At 63.1% G+C, this 16,547-nt stretch carries 17 protein-coding genes; all 17 read right to left on the bottom strand.

Annotation, left to right across the window (positions count from 1 at the left end):
* Positions 1–135: 135 nt before the first annotated feature.
* The 17 genes from PQG80_RS15770 to aroC all read right to left on the bottom strand — a co-directional run bounded on the left by PQG80_RS15770 (position 136) and on the right by aroC (position 16,412).
* The gene (locus tag PQG80_RS15770) at positions 136–315 is read right to left on the bottom strand and encodes an IDEAL domain-containing protein (RefSeq protein ID WP_271752357.1); all 180 of its coding nucleotides are present in this window, start codon (positions 313–315) and stop codon (positions 136–138) included.
* Between the two features lie 36 nt (positions 316–351).
* Positions 352–864, bottom strand: a complete 513-nt coding sequence (locus tag PQG80_RS15765; RefSeq protein ID WP_271752356.1) for a gamma carbonic anhydrase family protein — start codon at positions 862–864, stop codon at positions 352–354.
* Between the two features lie 88 nt (positions 865–952).
* Entirely contained in the window at positions 953–2,221 is a 1,269-nt protein-coding gene (locus PQG80_RS15760) for a hypothetical protein (RefSeq protein WP_271752355.1), read from the bottom strand.
* A gap of 205 nt (positions 2,222–2,426) precedes the next feature.
* Entirely contained in the window at positions 2,427–3,017 is a 591-nt protein-coding gene (locus PQG80_RS15755; protein ID WP_271752354.1) for a histidine phosphatase family protein, read from the bottom strand.
* On the bottom strand, positions 3,014–3,613 hold the full coding sequence (locus tag PQG80_RS15750) for an anti-sigma factor family protein (RefSeq protein ID WP_271752353.1): 600 nt from the start codon (positions 3,611–3,613) through the stop codon (positions 3,014–3,016). The genes PQG80_RS15755 and PQG80_RS15750 overlap by 4 nt, the downstream gene beginning before the upstream one ends.
* Positions 3,610–4,212: an RNA polymerase sigma factor gene (locus PQG80_RS15745; RefSeq protein WP_271752534.1), complete on the bottom strand. Its 603-nt coding sequence runs from the start codon at positions 4,210–4,212 to the stop codon at positions 3,610–3,612. Before PQG80_RS15745 ends, PQG80_RS15750 begins: the two co-directional genes overlap by 4 nt.
* A 475-nt stretch (positions 4,213–4,687) precedes the next feature.
* The gene (locus tag PQG80_RS15740; protein WP_271752352.1) at positions 4,688–5,836 is read right to left on the bottom strand and encodes a prephenate dehydrogenase; all 1,149 of its coding nucleotides are present in this window, start codon (positions 5,834–5,836) and stop codon (positions 4,688–4,690) included.
* Between the two features lie 3 nt (positions 5,837–5,839).
* Positions 5,840–6,937: a histidinol-phosphate transaminase gene (gene hisC / locus PQG80_RS15735; RefSeq protein ID WP_271752351.1), complete on the bottom strand. Its 1,098-nt coding sequence runs from the start codon at positions 6,935–6,937 to the stop codon at positions 5,840–5,842.
* 202 nt (positions 6,938–7,139) lie between these two features.
* Complete coding sequence (trpA, locus tag PQG80_RS15730; RefSeq protein ID WP_271752350.1) at positions 7,140–7,985, bottom strand: tryptophan synthase subunit alpha; 846 nt, start codon at positions 7,983–7,985, stop codon at positions 7,140–7,142.
* Complete coding sequence (gene trpB, locus PQG80_RS15725; protein ID WP_271752349.1) at positions 7,982–9,184, bottom strand: tryptophan synthase subunit beta; 1,203 nt, start codon at positions 9,182–9,184, stop codon at positions 7,982–7,984. The genes trpA and trpB overlap by 4 nt, the downstream gene beginning before the upstream one ends.
* On the bottom strand, positions 9,181–9,939 hold the full coding sequence (locus PQG80_RS15720) for a phosphoribosylanthranilate isomerase (protein ID WP_271752348.1): 759 nt from the start codon (positions 9,937–9,939) through the stop codon (positions 9,181–9,183). The genes trpB and PQG80_RS15720 overlap by 4 nt, the downstream gene beginning before the upstream one ends.
* Positions 9,936–10,748, bottom strand: coding sequence for an indole-3-glycerol phosphate synthase TrpC (gene trpC, locus PQG80_RS15715; RefSeq protein WP_271752347.1), 813 nt, complete (start codon positions 10,746–10,748; stop codon positions 9,936–9,938). The genes PQG80_RS15720 and trpC overlap by 4 nt, the downstream gene beginning before the upstream one ends.
* Entirely contained in the window at positions 10,738–11,787 is a 1,050-nt protein-coding gene (trpD, locus tag PQG80_RS15710) for an anthranilate phosphoribosyltransferase (RefSeq protein WP_271752346.1), read from the bottom strand. Before trpD ends, trpC begins: the two co-directional genes overlap by 11 nt.
* A 34-nt stretch (positions 11,788–11,821) precedes the next feature.
* Positions 11,822–13,405 (bottom strand): anthranilate synthase component I, encoded by a 1,584-nt coding sequence (trpE, locus tag PQG80_RS15705; protein ID WP_271752345.1) that lies wholly within the window; start codon positions 13,403–13,405, stop codon positions 11,822–11,824.
* 342 nt (positions 13,406–13,747) lie between these two features.
* Entirely contained in the window at positions 13,748–14,119 is a 372-nt protein-coding gene (gene aroH, locus PQG80_RS15700; protein ID WP_271752344.1) for a chorismate mutase, read from the bottom strand.
* A gap of 5 nt (positions 14,120–14,124) precedes the next feature.
* Complete coding sequence (gene aroB, locus PQG80_RS15695) at positions 14,125–15,237, bottom strand: 3-dehydroquinate synthase (RefSeq protein WP_271752342.1); 1,113 nt, start codon at positions 15,235–15,237, stop codon at positions 14,125–14,127.
* Positions 15,237–16,412, bottom strand: coding sequence for a chorismate synthase (gene aroC, locus PQG80_RS15690; RefSeq protein WP_271752341.1), 1,176 nt, complete (start codon positions 16,410–16,412; stop codon positions 15,237–15,239). The genes aroB and aroC overlap by 1 nt, the downstream gene beginning before the upstream one ends.
* Between the last annotated feature and the right edge of the window lie 135 nt (positions 16,413–16,547).

Raw genomic sequence — 16,547 nt, 5'->3', positions numbered from 1 at the left:
CTTCGTGCATGCTTTCTCTATCCTACCTGAACGCGGCGCGCTTGCAAGCCATTTTTTCGACGCCGCTCCGCTCAGCAGAAAACAGGCCCGGCCCGACGTGAGGGCGAGCCCGCCTGTCCAACCAATGCCGCGTCCCTAGTGAAGGATCGTCTTGAGCTCTTCGGTCAACCGCAGGAACGATTCGGAATCCCCCTCCGCGAGCGCGTGGTCGATCTCGCCGTACAATTGTTCCTTGCGGTACTTGCGCAGCGCTTCGTCAAGCGTCATCTCCGCCGCGAGGCCGAGCATCGTCTCGTATGCGACTCTAATGTCCATGGGTTGCCCTCCCTGATCCTGCGGGAGGCCGCTCTGTCAACGGGCGCCCCCCGCGTATTTTACGGCTTCCGCCGCGTAGTGGTCCGCCGTCCTCCGCATCCGTTCCAGATCCTGGTCCGTCAACTCCCGGACGACCCTTGCGGGCGTCCCCATGCTGAGCGTGTAGGGAGGGATCGATTTGCCTTCCGTCACGATCGCACCCGCCCCGATCATCGCGTATTCGCCGATCGTCGCGCCGTTCAAAACGATCGCGCCCATCCCGATCAGCGATCCCCGCCCGATTGCGCAGCCGTGCACGATGGCGGAGTGGCCGACCGTCACGTCGTCTTCCAATATTAACGGTTGACCGGCGTTGACGTGGCCGACGACGCCGTCCTGCAGATTCGTCCTGCTGCCGATGCGGATCTCCGCCATGTCGCCCCGTATGACCGCATTGAACCAGACCGAGCCGCCTGCTCCGATCTTCACGTCTCCGATCAGCTTGGCGCCTTCCGCCACGAACACGCCCTCCGCGAGCTGCGGGTACTTATCGCCGTAACGAATCAACATCGCGCTCTCTCCTTTTCCCTAAAGACGGCTTGACCAAACCAGAAGCAGGAACCGCCCTATCTATTGGAAAGGATTGTAGCAAGGCCGTTCATCGGCTGTCAACGGCGCCGTAACTCCAAGGCAGCGTCTCCTCGAATCCGATCTCGCTTCCGGATACGAGGACTACGCCTTGCGGCGTCATCGTGACGACGGCTTCGCCCGCCCGCGATTCTCCCAGCCTCAAGAGACCCAGATGCAGCATCATCGCGAGCATCCGTTGTTCGAATACATTCTTCTCGGAGTCGAAATAGTAGGGCTTCACGAGCGGCAGCAACGCGGCCTCGAGAGACGGCACCGTCACCCATGCGTGCCTCGACAGCCGCATGACCCACTGCGCGAGCGCTTGAAGGTTCGTCACGGGCTGCTTGTACAGCTTCAGCCAGAAGCGGTACAGCTCCGAAGGATCGCTGGCCAGCTTGCCGTCCGCAATCTCCCTTCCCTTGTCCGTCAGGCGCAGCTCGCCTTCATCCTCCAGAATCAATCCCGTATAGAAGGCAAAGTCGTAGAGCAGCGAGAACCGTTCGGGGTATTCTTTGAACCGGCGGCCGTAACCGAAGCGGAAAGCCGACTTCGCCGGCGGCTGTTCAAGGACGGAACATACGCCGAGCATTTGCTGCAATTGTCTCTTATATAGGTAACCATCGGAGGTGAGCGGCGTATCGTGATTCCTCACGAACTTCAGCAGCTGCGCGAGATCCGCCGCCATAAGCCCCCGCTCGTCCCTATACGCCGGCGGCTCCTCTCGGTGCTCGACGATCTCCCGGAACCGGTCCTCGATCGCGTCGCACAACCTTCGCTTCACGTCCTCCGGCACATGGTACAAATACCGCGTCTGCTGCGTGATGCCGCCGAACAGCCAGCCGTAACGCTTGAACCGCGCGATGGCGCTCCTTCGCTCGTCGGCCGGAGAGGGCGGCGCCTCGGGCGGCTTGCCCTTTTTTCTGCTCCCCGCTGGCGGACGCTTGGCCGCCTCGCTGCCTGGCGGACCTATACGGGACTTGGGCGCTGCGATCTGCTTCGGTTCCGGGGTCTCCGCCGACTTCGCCGGCCTCGCCTCGGCGGCCAGCGCAGCCCTTGCCGTCAGATCCTCGAGGCTGTATGACGCGCGTTTCTCGAATAGCAGCGAGTTCAGAAACCGCAGGTCGCCAAGACTCATCTCCCCCACGCGCTGAGCCAGCACCTCCCGACGCTGCACCGTGCTAAGAATCGATTGGATCAGCTCGTTTTTCGAATGGCTGCTGCATTCGCATTGATAGACTTCCGCGATGCCCGATAGCTGCGCGATGTCCGCGTAGCTCAGCATCTCCGCCAGATTCACCGGGATCCCTCCTAAAACCGCTGATAGGAACAGTATCGTCGCGATGGTCCGCGTTTAAACGTGATCGACGCGGACGCCGATCCATTCACCGGCGCTCATGGAGGGTTCCGATGCGTCCTCTTCGCTTCTCGGCAGATCAAAAAGGACGGACGGCACAATAAGCGCCGTCCGTCCTCTCGTATATTAATCTCATCCGACGGTCCGCTTAGACCGTTCCCAGATGCGCCGTGCAATTGTGCAACGTCGGCACCCAGGCATCTTGCTCCCGCTCCAGAATCGTCAGCGACAAGTTCGCGATCCGCGTGTCGTCCACGCCGCTCCCGAGCGCCTGAAGCATCTGGGCCAAGAAGCTTCCGTGCGTGACGATCAGCCAGCTCTCTCCAGGATGTAGCGCCGTGAATTCCTCCACGAACGCCAATCCCCGGGTCCGCACCTGCGCGTCCGTCTCCTGGCCCGGCACCTTGCCGCGCCAATCCGAACCCCAGCGCGCTACGCGCTCCTCCTCGGTCGTGCCTTCGGCTTCGCCGAAGCTGCGTTCGCGCAGCCTGGCGTCGCCGACGAGCGGCAGATTCAGCCGCTCCGCGATGAGCTGCGCCGTCCTGCGGGCGCGCATCAGATCGCTGCAAGCCACCCCGTCCCATACCGCCGGTTCTCTGCGGAGCCTGTCCGCCAGCAGCAGCGCCTGACGCTCGCCTTCCGCGCTGAGCGGTATGTCGGTCGCGCCCTGAATGCGGCCGGCCTGGTTCCAAGCCGTGACGCCGTGCCGTACCCACCCTAGTTTCAATTTTCCGCTCATGCTTTTTTTAACCTCGAATACCAGTTTACGATCAGAACCGCAGCCAAAACGCCGAGCACGGACATCATGATCCAATAGCCGGGCATCGCCGGGGACGAATTGAGCACGAACGGATCGCTCACCCGCGACACGGGCATGTCGATCCTGAACGAGCCGCTCATCTCTCCGGTGCCCGCGACTTCCATGATGCCGGCCGTCTGCGCGCGATCGACGTGCAGGCGATCGTACAGCGCGAGCAGGACGCCGCTGCCGCATAAAGCCAGCAGACAAGCGACCATGGTCACGACCCTTCGGCGGAAAGACCCGGTACCCGAATAAGCCCTGCGCGCCGGCGGCAGCAGCCAGCCGTCCTCCGCATAGATACGGCTCATGACGCTGGCGTTCATCGCCTGTACGGACTGCATGGGCACCGACTCGGACTCCTCGAGCGCCACCTCGCGGATGAGCGCCGAACTCTCCTCCCACCAGCGGAACTCGGCGGCGCAGACCGGGCAGCGCGCGACGTGCGCGTCGATCTCGCGGCGCCGCGGGTCGTTTTCCTCCAGCTCCCAATACGATTCCATCTGCTGCTGAACGTGTCCGCACGTCAGGGTCATCTTGACTTCAACTCCTCGTAAACCTTCATCAGGGCCGGCTCGGGCTCATGAAAATATTTTTCCAACTGGACCTTCACGCTGGCTCTCGCACGGAACAGCAGCGACTTGACCGCGCTCACCGTCTGTCCGAGAATGCCGGCGATCTCCTGATAATCGAGTCCCTCGTATTCCCGAAGCACCAGCGCGGACCGCTGCTTCTCGGGGAGATTGTTGATCGCTTCCCGTACGAGAGCGACCTTCTCGTTGCGGAGCAGCGTCTGCTCGGGCGCCGCCTCGTAAGGCGCTAGCGGCACATAAGTCGAGTCGTCCAGCGACATATGGGCAGCCTTCTGCTTGCGAAGCTCGCTCAGCACCGTATTCCGGGAGATCGTATACAACCACGTAGAGAACGAAGCGTCGACCTCGCGGAACGAATGCAGGCTCCTGTAGGCCTTGTAGAATGTCTCGGAGCATAGATCCTCGGCCATCATCTCAAGCTTGGCGCCGCGCAGCATATGATAAATAAAAGACAAAATCTTCTTCTGATACTTGGCCATCAACTCGGAATACAGCTCCGCGTTGCCTTCCTTGATTTCCCGAATCAGTTGAGAATCGGTCATCATTTTAACGCGACCTCCACCTTCCGGGGGGCGTCTTGGACCGGTTATGTAGTTATACCGGCGTTCGGACGTAAAGTTGCGATTGCAGCCAAAAGAATCATGGCGTCCCCAGTTTTTTACATAAGATATCATCATTGTATCATACGCGCGCAACCGAAAGAATTAATTTAGCCTTAAAAATTTCTCAATTATGGCACGAAGCCGATCGTAAAGAAGAAGAGAAGGCGATAATTACGCCCGTCAGCGCAAAAAAAACACCGCCCCTAAGGGCGGTGCCGAATGACGAGCATTCAGGATTAGGATAGGAGTGGAGAGAAACCATACTGTACTTTTATTATATGTATCCGCTTCCATATTGTCAATAAGCGTTTTCATTTTATTTTAAATTACTTCCGAAAAAATAGGTGCGATAATTTACCGGATAGAATAAGCGATAAAAGCCGCAGAGCCCGAAGGGCCCTGCGGCAATCGCAGATTAGAAGTACACTGAATATTCGAGCGATCTGAGAAGCTGGACGGCGCGTTCGAGATCTTCGCCGTGACGGAACGACAAGCGCAGCACGCCCGGCACGTCCTCCCTGCTCTCGATGATATGAAGGTTGCTCAGATTGATGCGCGCCTGTCCGAGCTCCGTCGCGACCCGGCCGACGATGCCGGGCTGATCGGGTACGTCGACATAGCACTCGTGCAGCGACGTGATCATCCCCTTGCGGCGCTCGGGCAGGTTCTCGCGGAATCGTCCGGCGCTGCCGAACCGCTCGATGATGCCGTCTCCGTCCTTCGCTTCGAGCAGCGACTCGAACGCGGCGATCTCTCCCCGCCAGTCGGCGAGCAGCCGGAGCAGGACGTCTCGGTTGCCGAGCAGGATGTCCCGCCATATGTAAGGATCGCTCGAGGCGATCCGGGTAATATCGCGGAAGCCGCCGGCGGCGAGGCTCCGGTAAAGGCCGTTGGTCTCGTTGTAGTCCGCGATCTGGTTCACCAGCGCGACCGCGATGATATGCGGCAGATGGCTGATGGCTCCGACGATATCGTCGTGCAGGCCCGCATCGATCTTCACGATGTTGGCGCGCGTCCAACGAATAAGCTCCTCCAGACGCTCGAGCGCTTCCGGCGGCGTGCCGGGCGACGGCGTCAGCACGTAGAACGCGTTCTCGTACAGATCCGGCGTCGCCGCCTCGACCCCCGAGCGCTCCGAGCCTGCCATCGGGTGGCCGCCGATGAATACCGCGCCCTTCAACTGCAGCCGTTCCGCATAGCGGACGACGGAGGCCTTGGTGCTGCCGACGTCCGTGATGATGCATCCGGCCTTGAGCGGCAGCTCGGACAGGCGCTGCAGATATTCGTCGAGCTTGCCGACGGGCACGCACAGCACGATGACGTCCGCGTCGGCCGCCGCTCGTTCGACCGACGTCGTCGCTTCGTCCACGACGCCCAGCGACAGGTACTTGTCGACCGATGCCGCGTTCACCGAATGGCCTACGATCGTTAGTCCCGGCTTGCCCTTCCAGCAGAGCGCCAGCGATCCGCCGATCAGTCCGACGCCGAAGATGGCGATCCGCAGCGGCGCTCTTCCGTTATGAGTCGTTTGCGACGTTGCGTGAATCGCTTGGCCTTCTTCCATACCTTACGCCTGCACCCCGATTTCTTGCAGCACGGCTTCAAGCGCGGATACGATCTTGGCGTTCTGTTCCGCGCTGCCGACCGTGATGCGGATGCGGGTCGGATACCCGCGCTGCCCGGCGCGGATAATGACGCCTTGGCGCAGCAGCGCGTCGAACACCTCGAGCGACGGGCGCTTCACGTCGACCATGATGAAGTTGCCGTGCGCGGGGAAGTAGGCGAGACCCAGCCTGTCGAACGCGGCCCGCAGGTACGAGAGTCCCTCGCGGTTCGCCGTGCGGCAGCGCTCGAGGAACGCGTCGTCGTTCAGCGAGGCGAGCGCGGCCGCCTGCGCGAAACGCGAGGTGTTGAACGGCTCGCGCACTTGGTTGATCGAGCGGATCAGGCCCGGCGCCCCGATGCCGTACCCGATCCGAAGCGAGGCGAGCCCGTAGATCTTGGAAAACGTCCGCAGCAAGACGAGATTCGGATAGCGCTTCAGGAGCGCCAGGCCGTCCGAATACGATGGGTCCTCGACGTACTCGCAATAGGCCTCGTCCAATACGACTAAAACGCGGTCCGGAACTTGATCGAGGAATGCGGTCAGCTCCGCGTCGCTGACGATCGTGCCCGTCGGATTGTTCGGGTTGCAGATCCATACGATCTTCGTCCTGTCGTTGACCTCGGCGAGCATGGCCGGCAGATCGTGCTTGCCGTCCGCGAGCGGCACCTCGACGCTCACGCCGTTCTCGATCGTAACGTTGTGCTTGTATTGAGGAAACGTCTCGCGCGCCATTACCGTCTCGTCGCCGGGCTGAAGATACGCGCGCGCGATCATCAGGATGATCTCGTCGGAGCCGGCGCCGAAAATGATCTGGTCCGGATTCACGCCGGTACGCTTCGCGATCGCGTTCGTCAATTCGACGGCGGCGCCGTCCGGGTAAATGCTGATCTGTTCGAGCTCGCGCCGGATGGCGTCCGCCGCAAGCGGCGAACTGCCGAAAGGATTCTCGTTGGAAGCCAGCTTGATGACCTCGGTCAGGCCGAGCTCGCGCTTGACCTCCTCGATCGGCTTGCCGGGCTGGTAGACGGGTAGGTCGACGATATTCGGTTTGGGCTGCATAGGATAGGTTCCTCCCTGGCTTCATCATAAAAGACGGAGCGATTGTCCGCTCCGTCCATAGAACAACATGCCTCTATTGTGACATATCTCTATGTCGCTGTACAGATGCAAAGCGTTCAAACGGGTGAGTCCGGCCGCTAGCCGGCAAGATACCGGGAACGCGGCATCGCCCTCAACGCGGTCGCCCGTGCGCGAAAGGGTACTAGACTTCGCCGGCCTTGCGAGGCTTAAGACCCGCGATGAACACCCGAACCTCGGCAAGCCCCGCCTCGGTCCGACCCGCATCCCCGAGCGCGGACGGCGGCAGGGACGCCTCTACCTGGCGGACGATCGCGCTGCCGACGATGACGCCGTCCGCGATCCCCGCGAAGCGCTCCGCATGCTCCCGCGACGAGATGCCGAAGCCGACGCAGATCGGCACGTTCGATGCGCGGCGCACCGTCGCCAGGAATTGGTCGATGCCCGCGTGAAAATCGGACCGGACGCCGGTGACGCCGAGGGACGATACGCAGTAGACGAACCCCTTCGCCCTGGAAGCGATCCGCTCGACGCGGGCCTCGGACGTCGGCGCGACGAGCGGGATGAGATGCACGCCTGTCCGCTCCGCGATCTCCCGCACCTCGGCGTCTTCTTCGAGCGGCAGATCAGGAATGATGACGCCGCTGAAGCCGTGCTCCTGCAGCAGGGAGAAAAATCGCTCAAGCCCGAGCTGAAGCGCCGGATTGAAATAAGTAAATAAGATGAACGGCATGCGTACGCCGGCTTCGCGCGCCTTCGTGGCGACGCCGATACAGTCCGTCAGAGAAATGCTGTGCCGCAGCGCCCGCTCCGAAGCCCGCTGGATGACGGGACCGTCCGCCAGCGGATCGGAGTAAGGCACGCCGAGCTCGATCATATGCGCGCCGGCAGCTTCCGCGGCGGCGATCAGCCGGACCGAAGTCTCGAGATCGGGATCCCCCATCGTGAGAAACGGAATAAGAGCCGTCTCGCCCCGCGCCGCCAGTTCCGCGAATACCGAGTCGATCGCGTTTGCAGTCGCCGTGCTCATGGCAGATCCCCTCCCAAATAACCGATGATCGATTCGACGTCCTTATCCCCGCGGCCGGACAGGCTGATGACGATCGTCGTGTCCTTCGGCAGCGTGGGCGCCAGCTTCAGCGTATGCGCGACCGCGTGGGCGGATTCGAGCGCGGGAATGATCCCTTCCTTGCGGGAGAGGAGCTGCAGCGCGTCCAGCGCCTCTGCGTCGGTAATCGGCACGTATTCGGCGCGCTTGATGTCCTTGAGGTACGCATGCTCGGGGCCGATGCCCGGATAGTCCAGGCCCGCCGAAATCGAGTGCGCCTCTTGCACTTGACCGCCCGCGTCCTGGAGAACGTAGCTCATCGAGCCTTGGAAAACGCCGGGCGTTCCCTTCGTCATCGTCGCGGCGTGCTTGTCCGTATCAACGCCCCGGCCTGCCGCCTCGACGCCGATGAGGCGAACGGAGGCGTCGCCGACGAACGGATGGAAAATGCCCATCGCGTTGCTGCCGCCGCCGACCGCCGCGATGATGACATCGGGCAGCCTGCCTTCGGCCTCTAGAATCTGATCCTTCGTCTCGAGCCCGATGACGCGCTGGAAATCGCGGACCATCATCGGGTAAGGATGCGGCCCGGTCACCGAACCGAGGATGTAATACGTATCGTCTACGTGGCTGACCCAGTACCGCAGGGTCTCGTTGCAGGCGTCCTTCAACGTGCGCGTGCCCGAGGTTACCGGCACGACTTCGGCGCCGAGCAGCTTCATGCGGAATACGTTCAGCGCCTGGCGCTTGGTGTCTTCCTCGCCCATGAACACCTTGCATTCGAGACCGAGCAGCGCGGCGACCGTCGCGGAGGCGACACCATGCTGGCCCGCGCCCGTTTCGGCGATGATTTTCTTTTTGCCCATTCGCTTCGCCAGCACGGCCTGCCCGATCGTATTGTTGATCTTGTGCGCGCCCGTATGGTTCAGATCCTCGCGCTTCAGATAGATCTTCGCGCCTCCGAGGTGCTCGGTGAGCCGCTCCGCATAGTACAGCGGCGTCGGGCGTCCCGAGTATTGCTTGAGCAAATATCGAACTTCCTTCAGAAAATCGGGATCGTCCTTATAGCGATTGTATGCTTCCTCCAGCTCGTAGAGGGCGTTCATCAGCGTCTCGGGCACGTAGCGCCCGCCGAAGCCCCCGAACCGGCCGTGCGTATCCGGCACTTGTGTCGTCGTCATGATTGCTTCTTCACCCTTTCCGCGAATGCGGCGATTTTGGCGGCGTCCTTGACGCCGTCCGTCTCGACGCCGCTCGATATGTCCACGCCGTCCGGCGCGTAGGCCGACAGCAGCACGTTTACATTGTCCGGGTCGAGGCCGCCCGCCACGAACAGCCGGACGCCTGCGGCCTTGGCCGCGCGCTCGTAGTCGGGGATGACCGCCCATGGAAAAGCGCGTCCCGTCCCGCCCCCGGCGGTGTCGATGAGCACGGCAGATACGGCGCCCGCGTATGCCGCGAGCCTGGCGGGCCCGGTCTCGGCCCGCTCGCCGTCGGCGGATACGTCGGACGCCTCGTCCTCCCCGCCCGCGGACAGCGCCCGCCATACCTCGACGCCAAATCTGCGGCCGACCTCCCGGCAAAAATCCGGCGTCTCCCGATTCCCGTGCAGCTGCACGACGTCCAGCGGCGCTGCGGCGAGCGCGGCTTCGAGCGTCTCGAGCGTCGGATCGACGAACACGCCGACGGCAAGCGGCGGCCGGCCCTCCGCCATCCGAGAAAGGCGCGATGCGCGGATCAGCTCGCCCGCGCGCTCCGGCGTTACGTATCGCCTGCTCTTCGGCGCGAAGATAAAGCCGATGTAGTCGACGGGCTGACCGTCCATCCCGCGCAGCGTCTCTTCCTGCATGATGCCGCAGATCTTGACCGCGGGACGCGGCGAGAGCGCCGCCTTCGAAGCCGGCCGCTCACGGCCAGTCTCGCGCGATTCGCTCATCCTGTTGCTCCCGTCTCGACCACTGGGCCGAGCAGTCCCTCGATCGCGGCGCCGACGTCAGCCTGTCGCATGAAGTGCTCGCCGACAAGCACCGCCTGCGCGCCGGCCTGCCCGACGTACGCGATGTCCGCGGGCGACCCGATCGCGCTCTCGCTGACGGCCGTGACGCCTGCCGGCATCAGCGCGATCAGTTGTTCAGTCACCGATAGATCCGTCTCGAACGTATGCAGGTTGCGGTTATTCACGCCGATGAGCGTCGCGAGCCCGACCTCGAGCACCGTCTCCAGCTCGGGACGATTATGCACCTCGACGAGCACGTCCAGACCGATATCGCGGGCGAGCCGGTGATAGGCGTCCAGCTGGCGCTTGTCCAGGATGGCCGCGATCAGCAGGATCGCGTCCGCCCCTATGAGTCGCGCTTCGTAGATCTGGCGCTCGTCGATCGTGAAGTCCTTGCGCAGCAGCGGCACGTTCACGCCCTCCCGGACGTGGCGAAGGTAATCGTTGCTGCCTTGAAAATACTGTACGTCGGTCAGCACCGAGATGCAATCCGCACCGGCTGCCTCGTAGGCCTTGGCCAGCTGCACAGGATGAAAGTCCGGCCGGATGAGCCCCTTGGACGGGCTCGCCTTTTTCACTTCTGCGATCAATCCGACGGGCCGATGACGCCGGCCGGCCTTGAGCGCGGCCTCGAACCCGAGGCATGCGGGCAGCGCCGCGATCTCGCGCTCGGCGGCGGCGAGATTCATCGAACCCTTGAGAGCGGCGGCCTCTTCGCGTTTGGTCGCTACGATCCGGTCAAGAAACATGGCTTAACTCCTCCGTCCGCTGAATCCACTGCGACAGCTTTGCCTCCGCCGCGCCCGAATCGATCGTCTCCGCCGCACGCTTCACGCCTTCCGAGAGACTGTCCGCCCTTCCGGCGACGTAGATGCAGGCGCCTGCGTTGGCCAGCACGACGTCTCTATACGCGCCGCGCTCGCCTGCGAGCACCCTGCGCACGATCGACGCGTTCTCCGCCGCGTCTCCGCCGATGAGCTCGCCCAGCGGCACCGTTCTCAGTCCCAGATCCTCGGGCGCGATGTCGTAAGTCGTGACGACGCCGTTGTTCAGTTCCGACACCTGGGTCGGCGCCGACAGGCTGATCTCGTCCAGCCCGTCGTGGCTCCCGACCACCATCGCCCGCGCGAGGCCCAGTCGGCCGAGCACCGCGGCGACGATGTCCGTCTTGGTCCTGTCGTACAAGCCCATCAGTTGACGGTCGGCGCCGGCCGGATTCGCGAGCGGGCCGAGCATGTTGAATATCGTGCGGACGCCGATCTCCCGGCGCGGGCCGGCCGCGTGCTTCAGGGCCGGATGATACAGCTGGGCGAACATAAACGTGATGCCCGTATCGCGCAGGCACGCCGCAGCCTGGTCGGCCGTAAGCTGGATGTTCACGCCGAGCGCCTCGAGCACGTCCGCGCTGCCGGCCTTCCCGCTCATCGCGCGGTTGCCGTGCTTCGCCACTCTGGCGCCCGCCGCGGCGGCGACGATCGCCGACGAGGTGGAAATGTTGAATTTATGAATGCCGGAGCCGCCGGTGCCGCAAGTGTCCAACAGGTCCTCGCTCATCGCCGACAGCTTGCTGCCGAAGTCGCGGAGCGCCTCCGCGAAGCCTGTAATCTCCTCGATGCTCTCGCCCTTAAGGCGAAGCGCGACCATCACCGCGCCGATCTGGGCTTGCGTCGCCTCTCCGCGCATGATCAGGCTCATCACGCCGTGCGCTTCTTCCTTCAGCAGATCATGGCCCGCCATCAGCTTCGCCATCGCCTGCTGCATCGTGATGTTCGCGTCTACCACCGTCATGGTCAATCCCCCCGAGTTAGATGTGCGGAGCCGTTCAATCGTAATCCAGATTCGTGCTGCGGTCGCCCGCCATGACGATCAGCCTGCCCGTCTTGGGCTTCGCGGCCGGCGGGAACATCGCTTCCGCCGCGCGGATCGCCTTCAGGCAGCCCTTGGCCTTGTTGACCGTCTCCTCGTATTCGCTCTCGGGCACGGAATCCCATACGATGCCCGCTCCCGCCTGCACGTAGGCCTTGCCGCCCTTGAACACGATCGTGCGGATCGTGATGCACGTGTCCATGTTGCCGGAGAAGCCGAAGTAGCCGATGGCGCCGGCATACGCCCCGCGCGCCTCGCGCTCGAGCTCGGAGATGATCTCCATCGCCCGCAGCTTCGGCGCGCCGGATACGGTGCCCGCCGGCAGGCAGGACAGGAACGCGTCGAAAAACGTCTTATCCTTGGCCAGCTTGCCCGTCACGTTCGATACGATGTGCATGACGTGCGAGTATCGCTCGATCTCCATATACGAATCGCAGCGGACCGTGCCGAATTCCGAGACGCGGCCCAGGTCGTTGCGGCCCAGATCGACGAGCATGACATGCTCCGCGCGCTCCTTCTCGTCCGCGAGCAGCTCCTGCGCGAGCGCGGCGTCCTCTTCGGGCGTGCGCCCCCTCGGACGGGTCCCCGCGATCGGCCGGGTCTCGACGCGGTCGCCGTCGACCTTGACGAGGAGCTCCGGCGAAGCGCCCACGATAACCTCGCCGCCGAGCTTCAGCATATACATGTACGGCGAAGGGTTCATCATGCGCAGCATCCGGTACACCTGGAGCGGATCGACCTCGGTCTCGATGTGGAAGCGTTGGGAGAGCACCGCCTGGAAAATGTCGCCCGCCCGAATGTATTCCTTGGCCTGGCCTACGTTCGCGATGAACTGCTCCTTCGTCAGGTTCGACCGCACGTCTCCGAGCTCCGGATCCACGGGCGGCGTCCCGGTCGCCGGCGCGGATGGCGGCAGCGGTTCCCGCATGCGCGCGATCGTCTCGTTCATGCTCGCGCATACCCTGTCGTATTCCCGTTCGATATCGGCGTCGGCCGCGCCGTCCGCGACGTGAACGTTGCCGATGATCAGCACTTGCTGCTTGAAGTGATCGAACGCCACGATGCGGTCGCAGAACATGAAGTGCATGTCGTCCATGTTCAGGTCGTCCTCGCGATGCGGGGGCAGTCTGCGCTCGTAGTACTGCAGCAGGTCGTAGCCGAAAAATCCGATCGCGCCGCCCGTGAACGGCGGCAGGTCCGGCAGCGCGGGGCTGCGATAGCCCCGGAGACGCTCCCGCAGCAGCTTCAGCGGTTCATCCGTTTCGTGCGTCTCCTCGCTTCCTCCCTGCTCGATCGTCACCTTTCTTTTTTTCAGCCGCAGCACCATGAACGGATCCGTGCCGATGAACGAATATCTCGCCCACTTGGTGCCGTCCTCCACGCTCTCGAGCAAAAAGGCGCGTTCCCCCTGGCCGAGCTGCTGGAATACGCGAATCGGCGTCTCCGTATCCGCCATCAGTCTCTTCACGACGGGAATGACATTATAGCTTGCGGACAAACGAATGACCTCTTGAAGCTGTGCCCCGCGCTGCTGTTCCATATCCTGTATCTCCCCTCTCCGGACCCGCCACCGGTGCGGGCCCGCCGATACGTCCGGCATTCGCCGCGACGATAGATGCACGAGCCTCAAAACGAAAAAGCCACCTCCGCCGAAGCAGAGGTGACATCATGGATAAGAGGTATGTAGACGCGTATACGCCCGGTCTCGTAACTGCCCGGTCCGCTCGCTGCCTAGGCCGACTATGCGATCCCCAAGGAATCGTACACGGCTCTCCGCTCATCTCGTCTCTGCTCGTCTTACCCGCGCGTAAGTCATCGTCCCTCCGGCCGACGGTTCTGCGCCAAGTAATAGATCTACTATAGCATCGCCGGAGGAAGAGAGTCAACGGTCAGACGAGAGATCCGGACGGAGCTTCACGGCTCCGCCGAGATAAACGTGGCGAATCTCGGCCTGAGACGCCTCCGTGTTCACGTGCACCATGAGACGAACGCAGCGCTCGAGACCGCCCTTGACGGGAATCTCGACCGCGCACATCAGCGGCACCAGCTCCCAGCCCGCCATTCTGCGGATCGCGCTTGCCGGGAATGTCGCGTCAAGGTCCGGCGTGACGGTGATGAATACGCTGCAGATATCCTCGGGCCGCGTGCCGTTCTCCTCGACGATCGCCCCGAGCAGCTCGATCGTCGCATCCAATATAGGTGTTGCTTCATTGACGTCCACCGTAATGGCGCCCCGAATGCCTCTCATGCTCACCGCGCTCAAGCCTCCTCTGTCAACCCTTCGACGATCTCTCTAACCCACTTCGCGCTCACGTCATGGCGGATCTCGACGCTGCCGATCGACGTCGGCACGACGAACACCATGTTGCCTTCGCTGAATTTCTTGTCATGCTGCATCGCCTTCATGATCTCGTCCGCGTCGCAGCTTGCCGGTATCCGTACCGGCAGACCGAACTTGCGGAAGATCGCTTCCGTACGCTCGGCGATTACGTCGCCGTAGCCGAAGCGGGCCGCGAGCCGCGCGGATCCGACCATCCCGATCGCGATCGCCTCGCCGTGCAGCAGCTCGCCGTAGCCGGCTGCCGCCTCGAGCGCATGCCCGATCGTATGCCCGAGATTAAGGATGGCGCGCAGATCGTTCTCGCGTTCGTCCCTGGAAACGACGATCGACTTGACCTTGCAGCCTTCGTACAGCGCATAGCCGAGCGCGTCGGGCTCTAGCGAGAGCAGGCGCTCCGCGTTGCTCTCGCACCAGTCGACGAACGCTGCGTCCCAGATCAGGCCGTGCTTGATCACTTCCGACAGGCCCGCCTTGACCTCGCGCAGCGGCAGGCTGGCTAGCGCGTCCAGATCGTACAATACCGCCTCCGGCTGGTGGAAGGCGCCGATGATGTTCTTGGCGAGGCGGTGATTGACCGCCGTCTTGCCGCCGACGCTGCTGTCGTGCGCGAGGATCGTCGTCGGCATCTGCACGAAGCGGACGCCGCGCATATAGACGGCGGCGAGGAATCCCGCCAGGTCGCCCACGACGCCGCCGCCCAGGGCGACGACCGTAGACTTGCGGTCGAGTCCGCCCGTCAGCGCGTCCGCGACGAGCGCGTCAAGCCGTTCCAGCGACTTGGACGACTCGCCCGAGGGGACGACGGACACGCTCACCCGATATCCGGCTTCGGTCAGCGAAGCCTGAATCGCGTCGGCATACAATCCGTGTACGGACGCGTCCGTCACGAGCAGCAAAGGCGAGCCCGCGGGCAGGCCGAGCCGCTTGAAGTATTCTCCGGATCTCGCGTGGAGTCCGGAACCGATATAGATCGGATAAGAGCGTTCCCCCAGATCGACGGTCAGCTCGCGGACGGTCCCCGCCGCGGACATCAATATTCCCTCGTCTGCTTCATGTAGCTGTCGTAGTTCGCGCGGATCTCTTCCATCGAGTCCCCGCCGAACTTCTCGAGGAACGCCTTCGCGACTTCCCAGACGACCACGTTCTCCATAACGACGCTGGCCGCCGGCACGGCGCAAGCGTCAGAGCGCTCGACCTGGGCGGTGAACGGCTCGCGCGTATCGATGTCGACGCTCTTCAGCGGCTTGTACAGCGTCGGGATCGGCTTCATGACGCCGCGCACGACGATCGGCTCGCCGTTGGTCATGCCGCCCTCGAAGCCGCCGAGCCTATTGCTCGCGCGATGATAGCCCTTTTCCTCGCTATACAGAATCTCGTCGTGTACCTGAGAGCCGGGACGGTCCGCCGCCTCGAAGCCGATACCGATCTCCACGCCCTTGAAGGCATTGATCGATACCACGGCCTGGGCGATGCGGCCGTCGAGCTTGCGGTCCCACTGAACGTGGCTGCCGAGTCCGATCGGCAGGCCGGTCACGATGCACTCGACCACGCCGCCGATGGAATCGCCGTCCGCCTTGGTCTTGTCGATGAGCTCGATCATGCGCTGCTCCGTCTCGGCGTCGATGACGCGAACCGAGGACGCCTCGGTCCGCTCGACCAGCTCGTCCACGCCGATGCCGGCAGGCAGCGGAGGCGCCTTGATGCCCCCGATCGAGACGACGTGCCCGGCTACCCGGATGCCGAATTCGGCCAGCAGCTGACGCGCTACCGCGCCGACCGCGACTCTGGCAGCCGTCTCCCGCGCGCTAGACCGCTCCAAGATATTGCGCAGATCCTTCTGCTCGTACTTGATGCCGCCGTTCAAGTCGGCATGTCCCGGTCTGGGACGGTGAACGCGGCGCTTGGCCTCGTCCCCGCCTTCGATCGGCTCAACGTTCATGACCGAGGTCCAATGCTTCCAGTCGTTGTTCGCGACGACGAGCGCGACCGGCGCGCCCGTCGTGCGGCCGTGGCGCACGCCGCCCACGATCTGTGCGGTATCCTGTTCGATCTGCATCCGGCGGCCGCGGCCGTGGCCCTTCTGCCTGCGCTGCAGCTGGAAGTTGAGCGCTTCGAAATCCAGCTCGAGATTGCTCGGCAAACCTTCAATAATAGCGGTAAGCTGCGGACCGTGGGTCTCTCCCGCGGTTAAGTATCGTAGTGTCAAAGTGAGTTCCTCCCCGAGTCTTGCGGCAACCTCGAATACTTTTGTTTATTATAGTACAGCGTTAAAGCTTTTGACAAGAAAAGAGCCCGCCCATACGGACGGACCGAATGCCTGATCGCCAAGCCCGATGCCGCG

Source organism: Cohnella rhizoplanae (assembly GCF_948329515.1).
Classification (GTDB): Bacteria; Bacillota; Bacilli; order Paenibacillales; family Paenibacillaceae; genus Cohnella; species Cohnella rhizoplanae.
The sequence above is the reverse complement of the archived record's forward strand: the minus strand, read 5'-3'. Positions and strand labels throughout refer to the sequence as shown.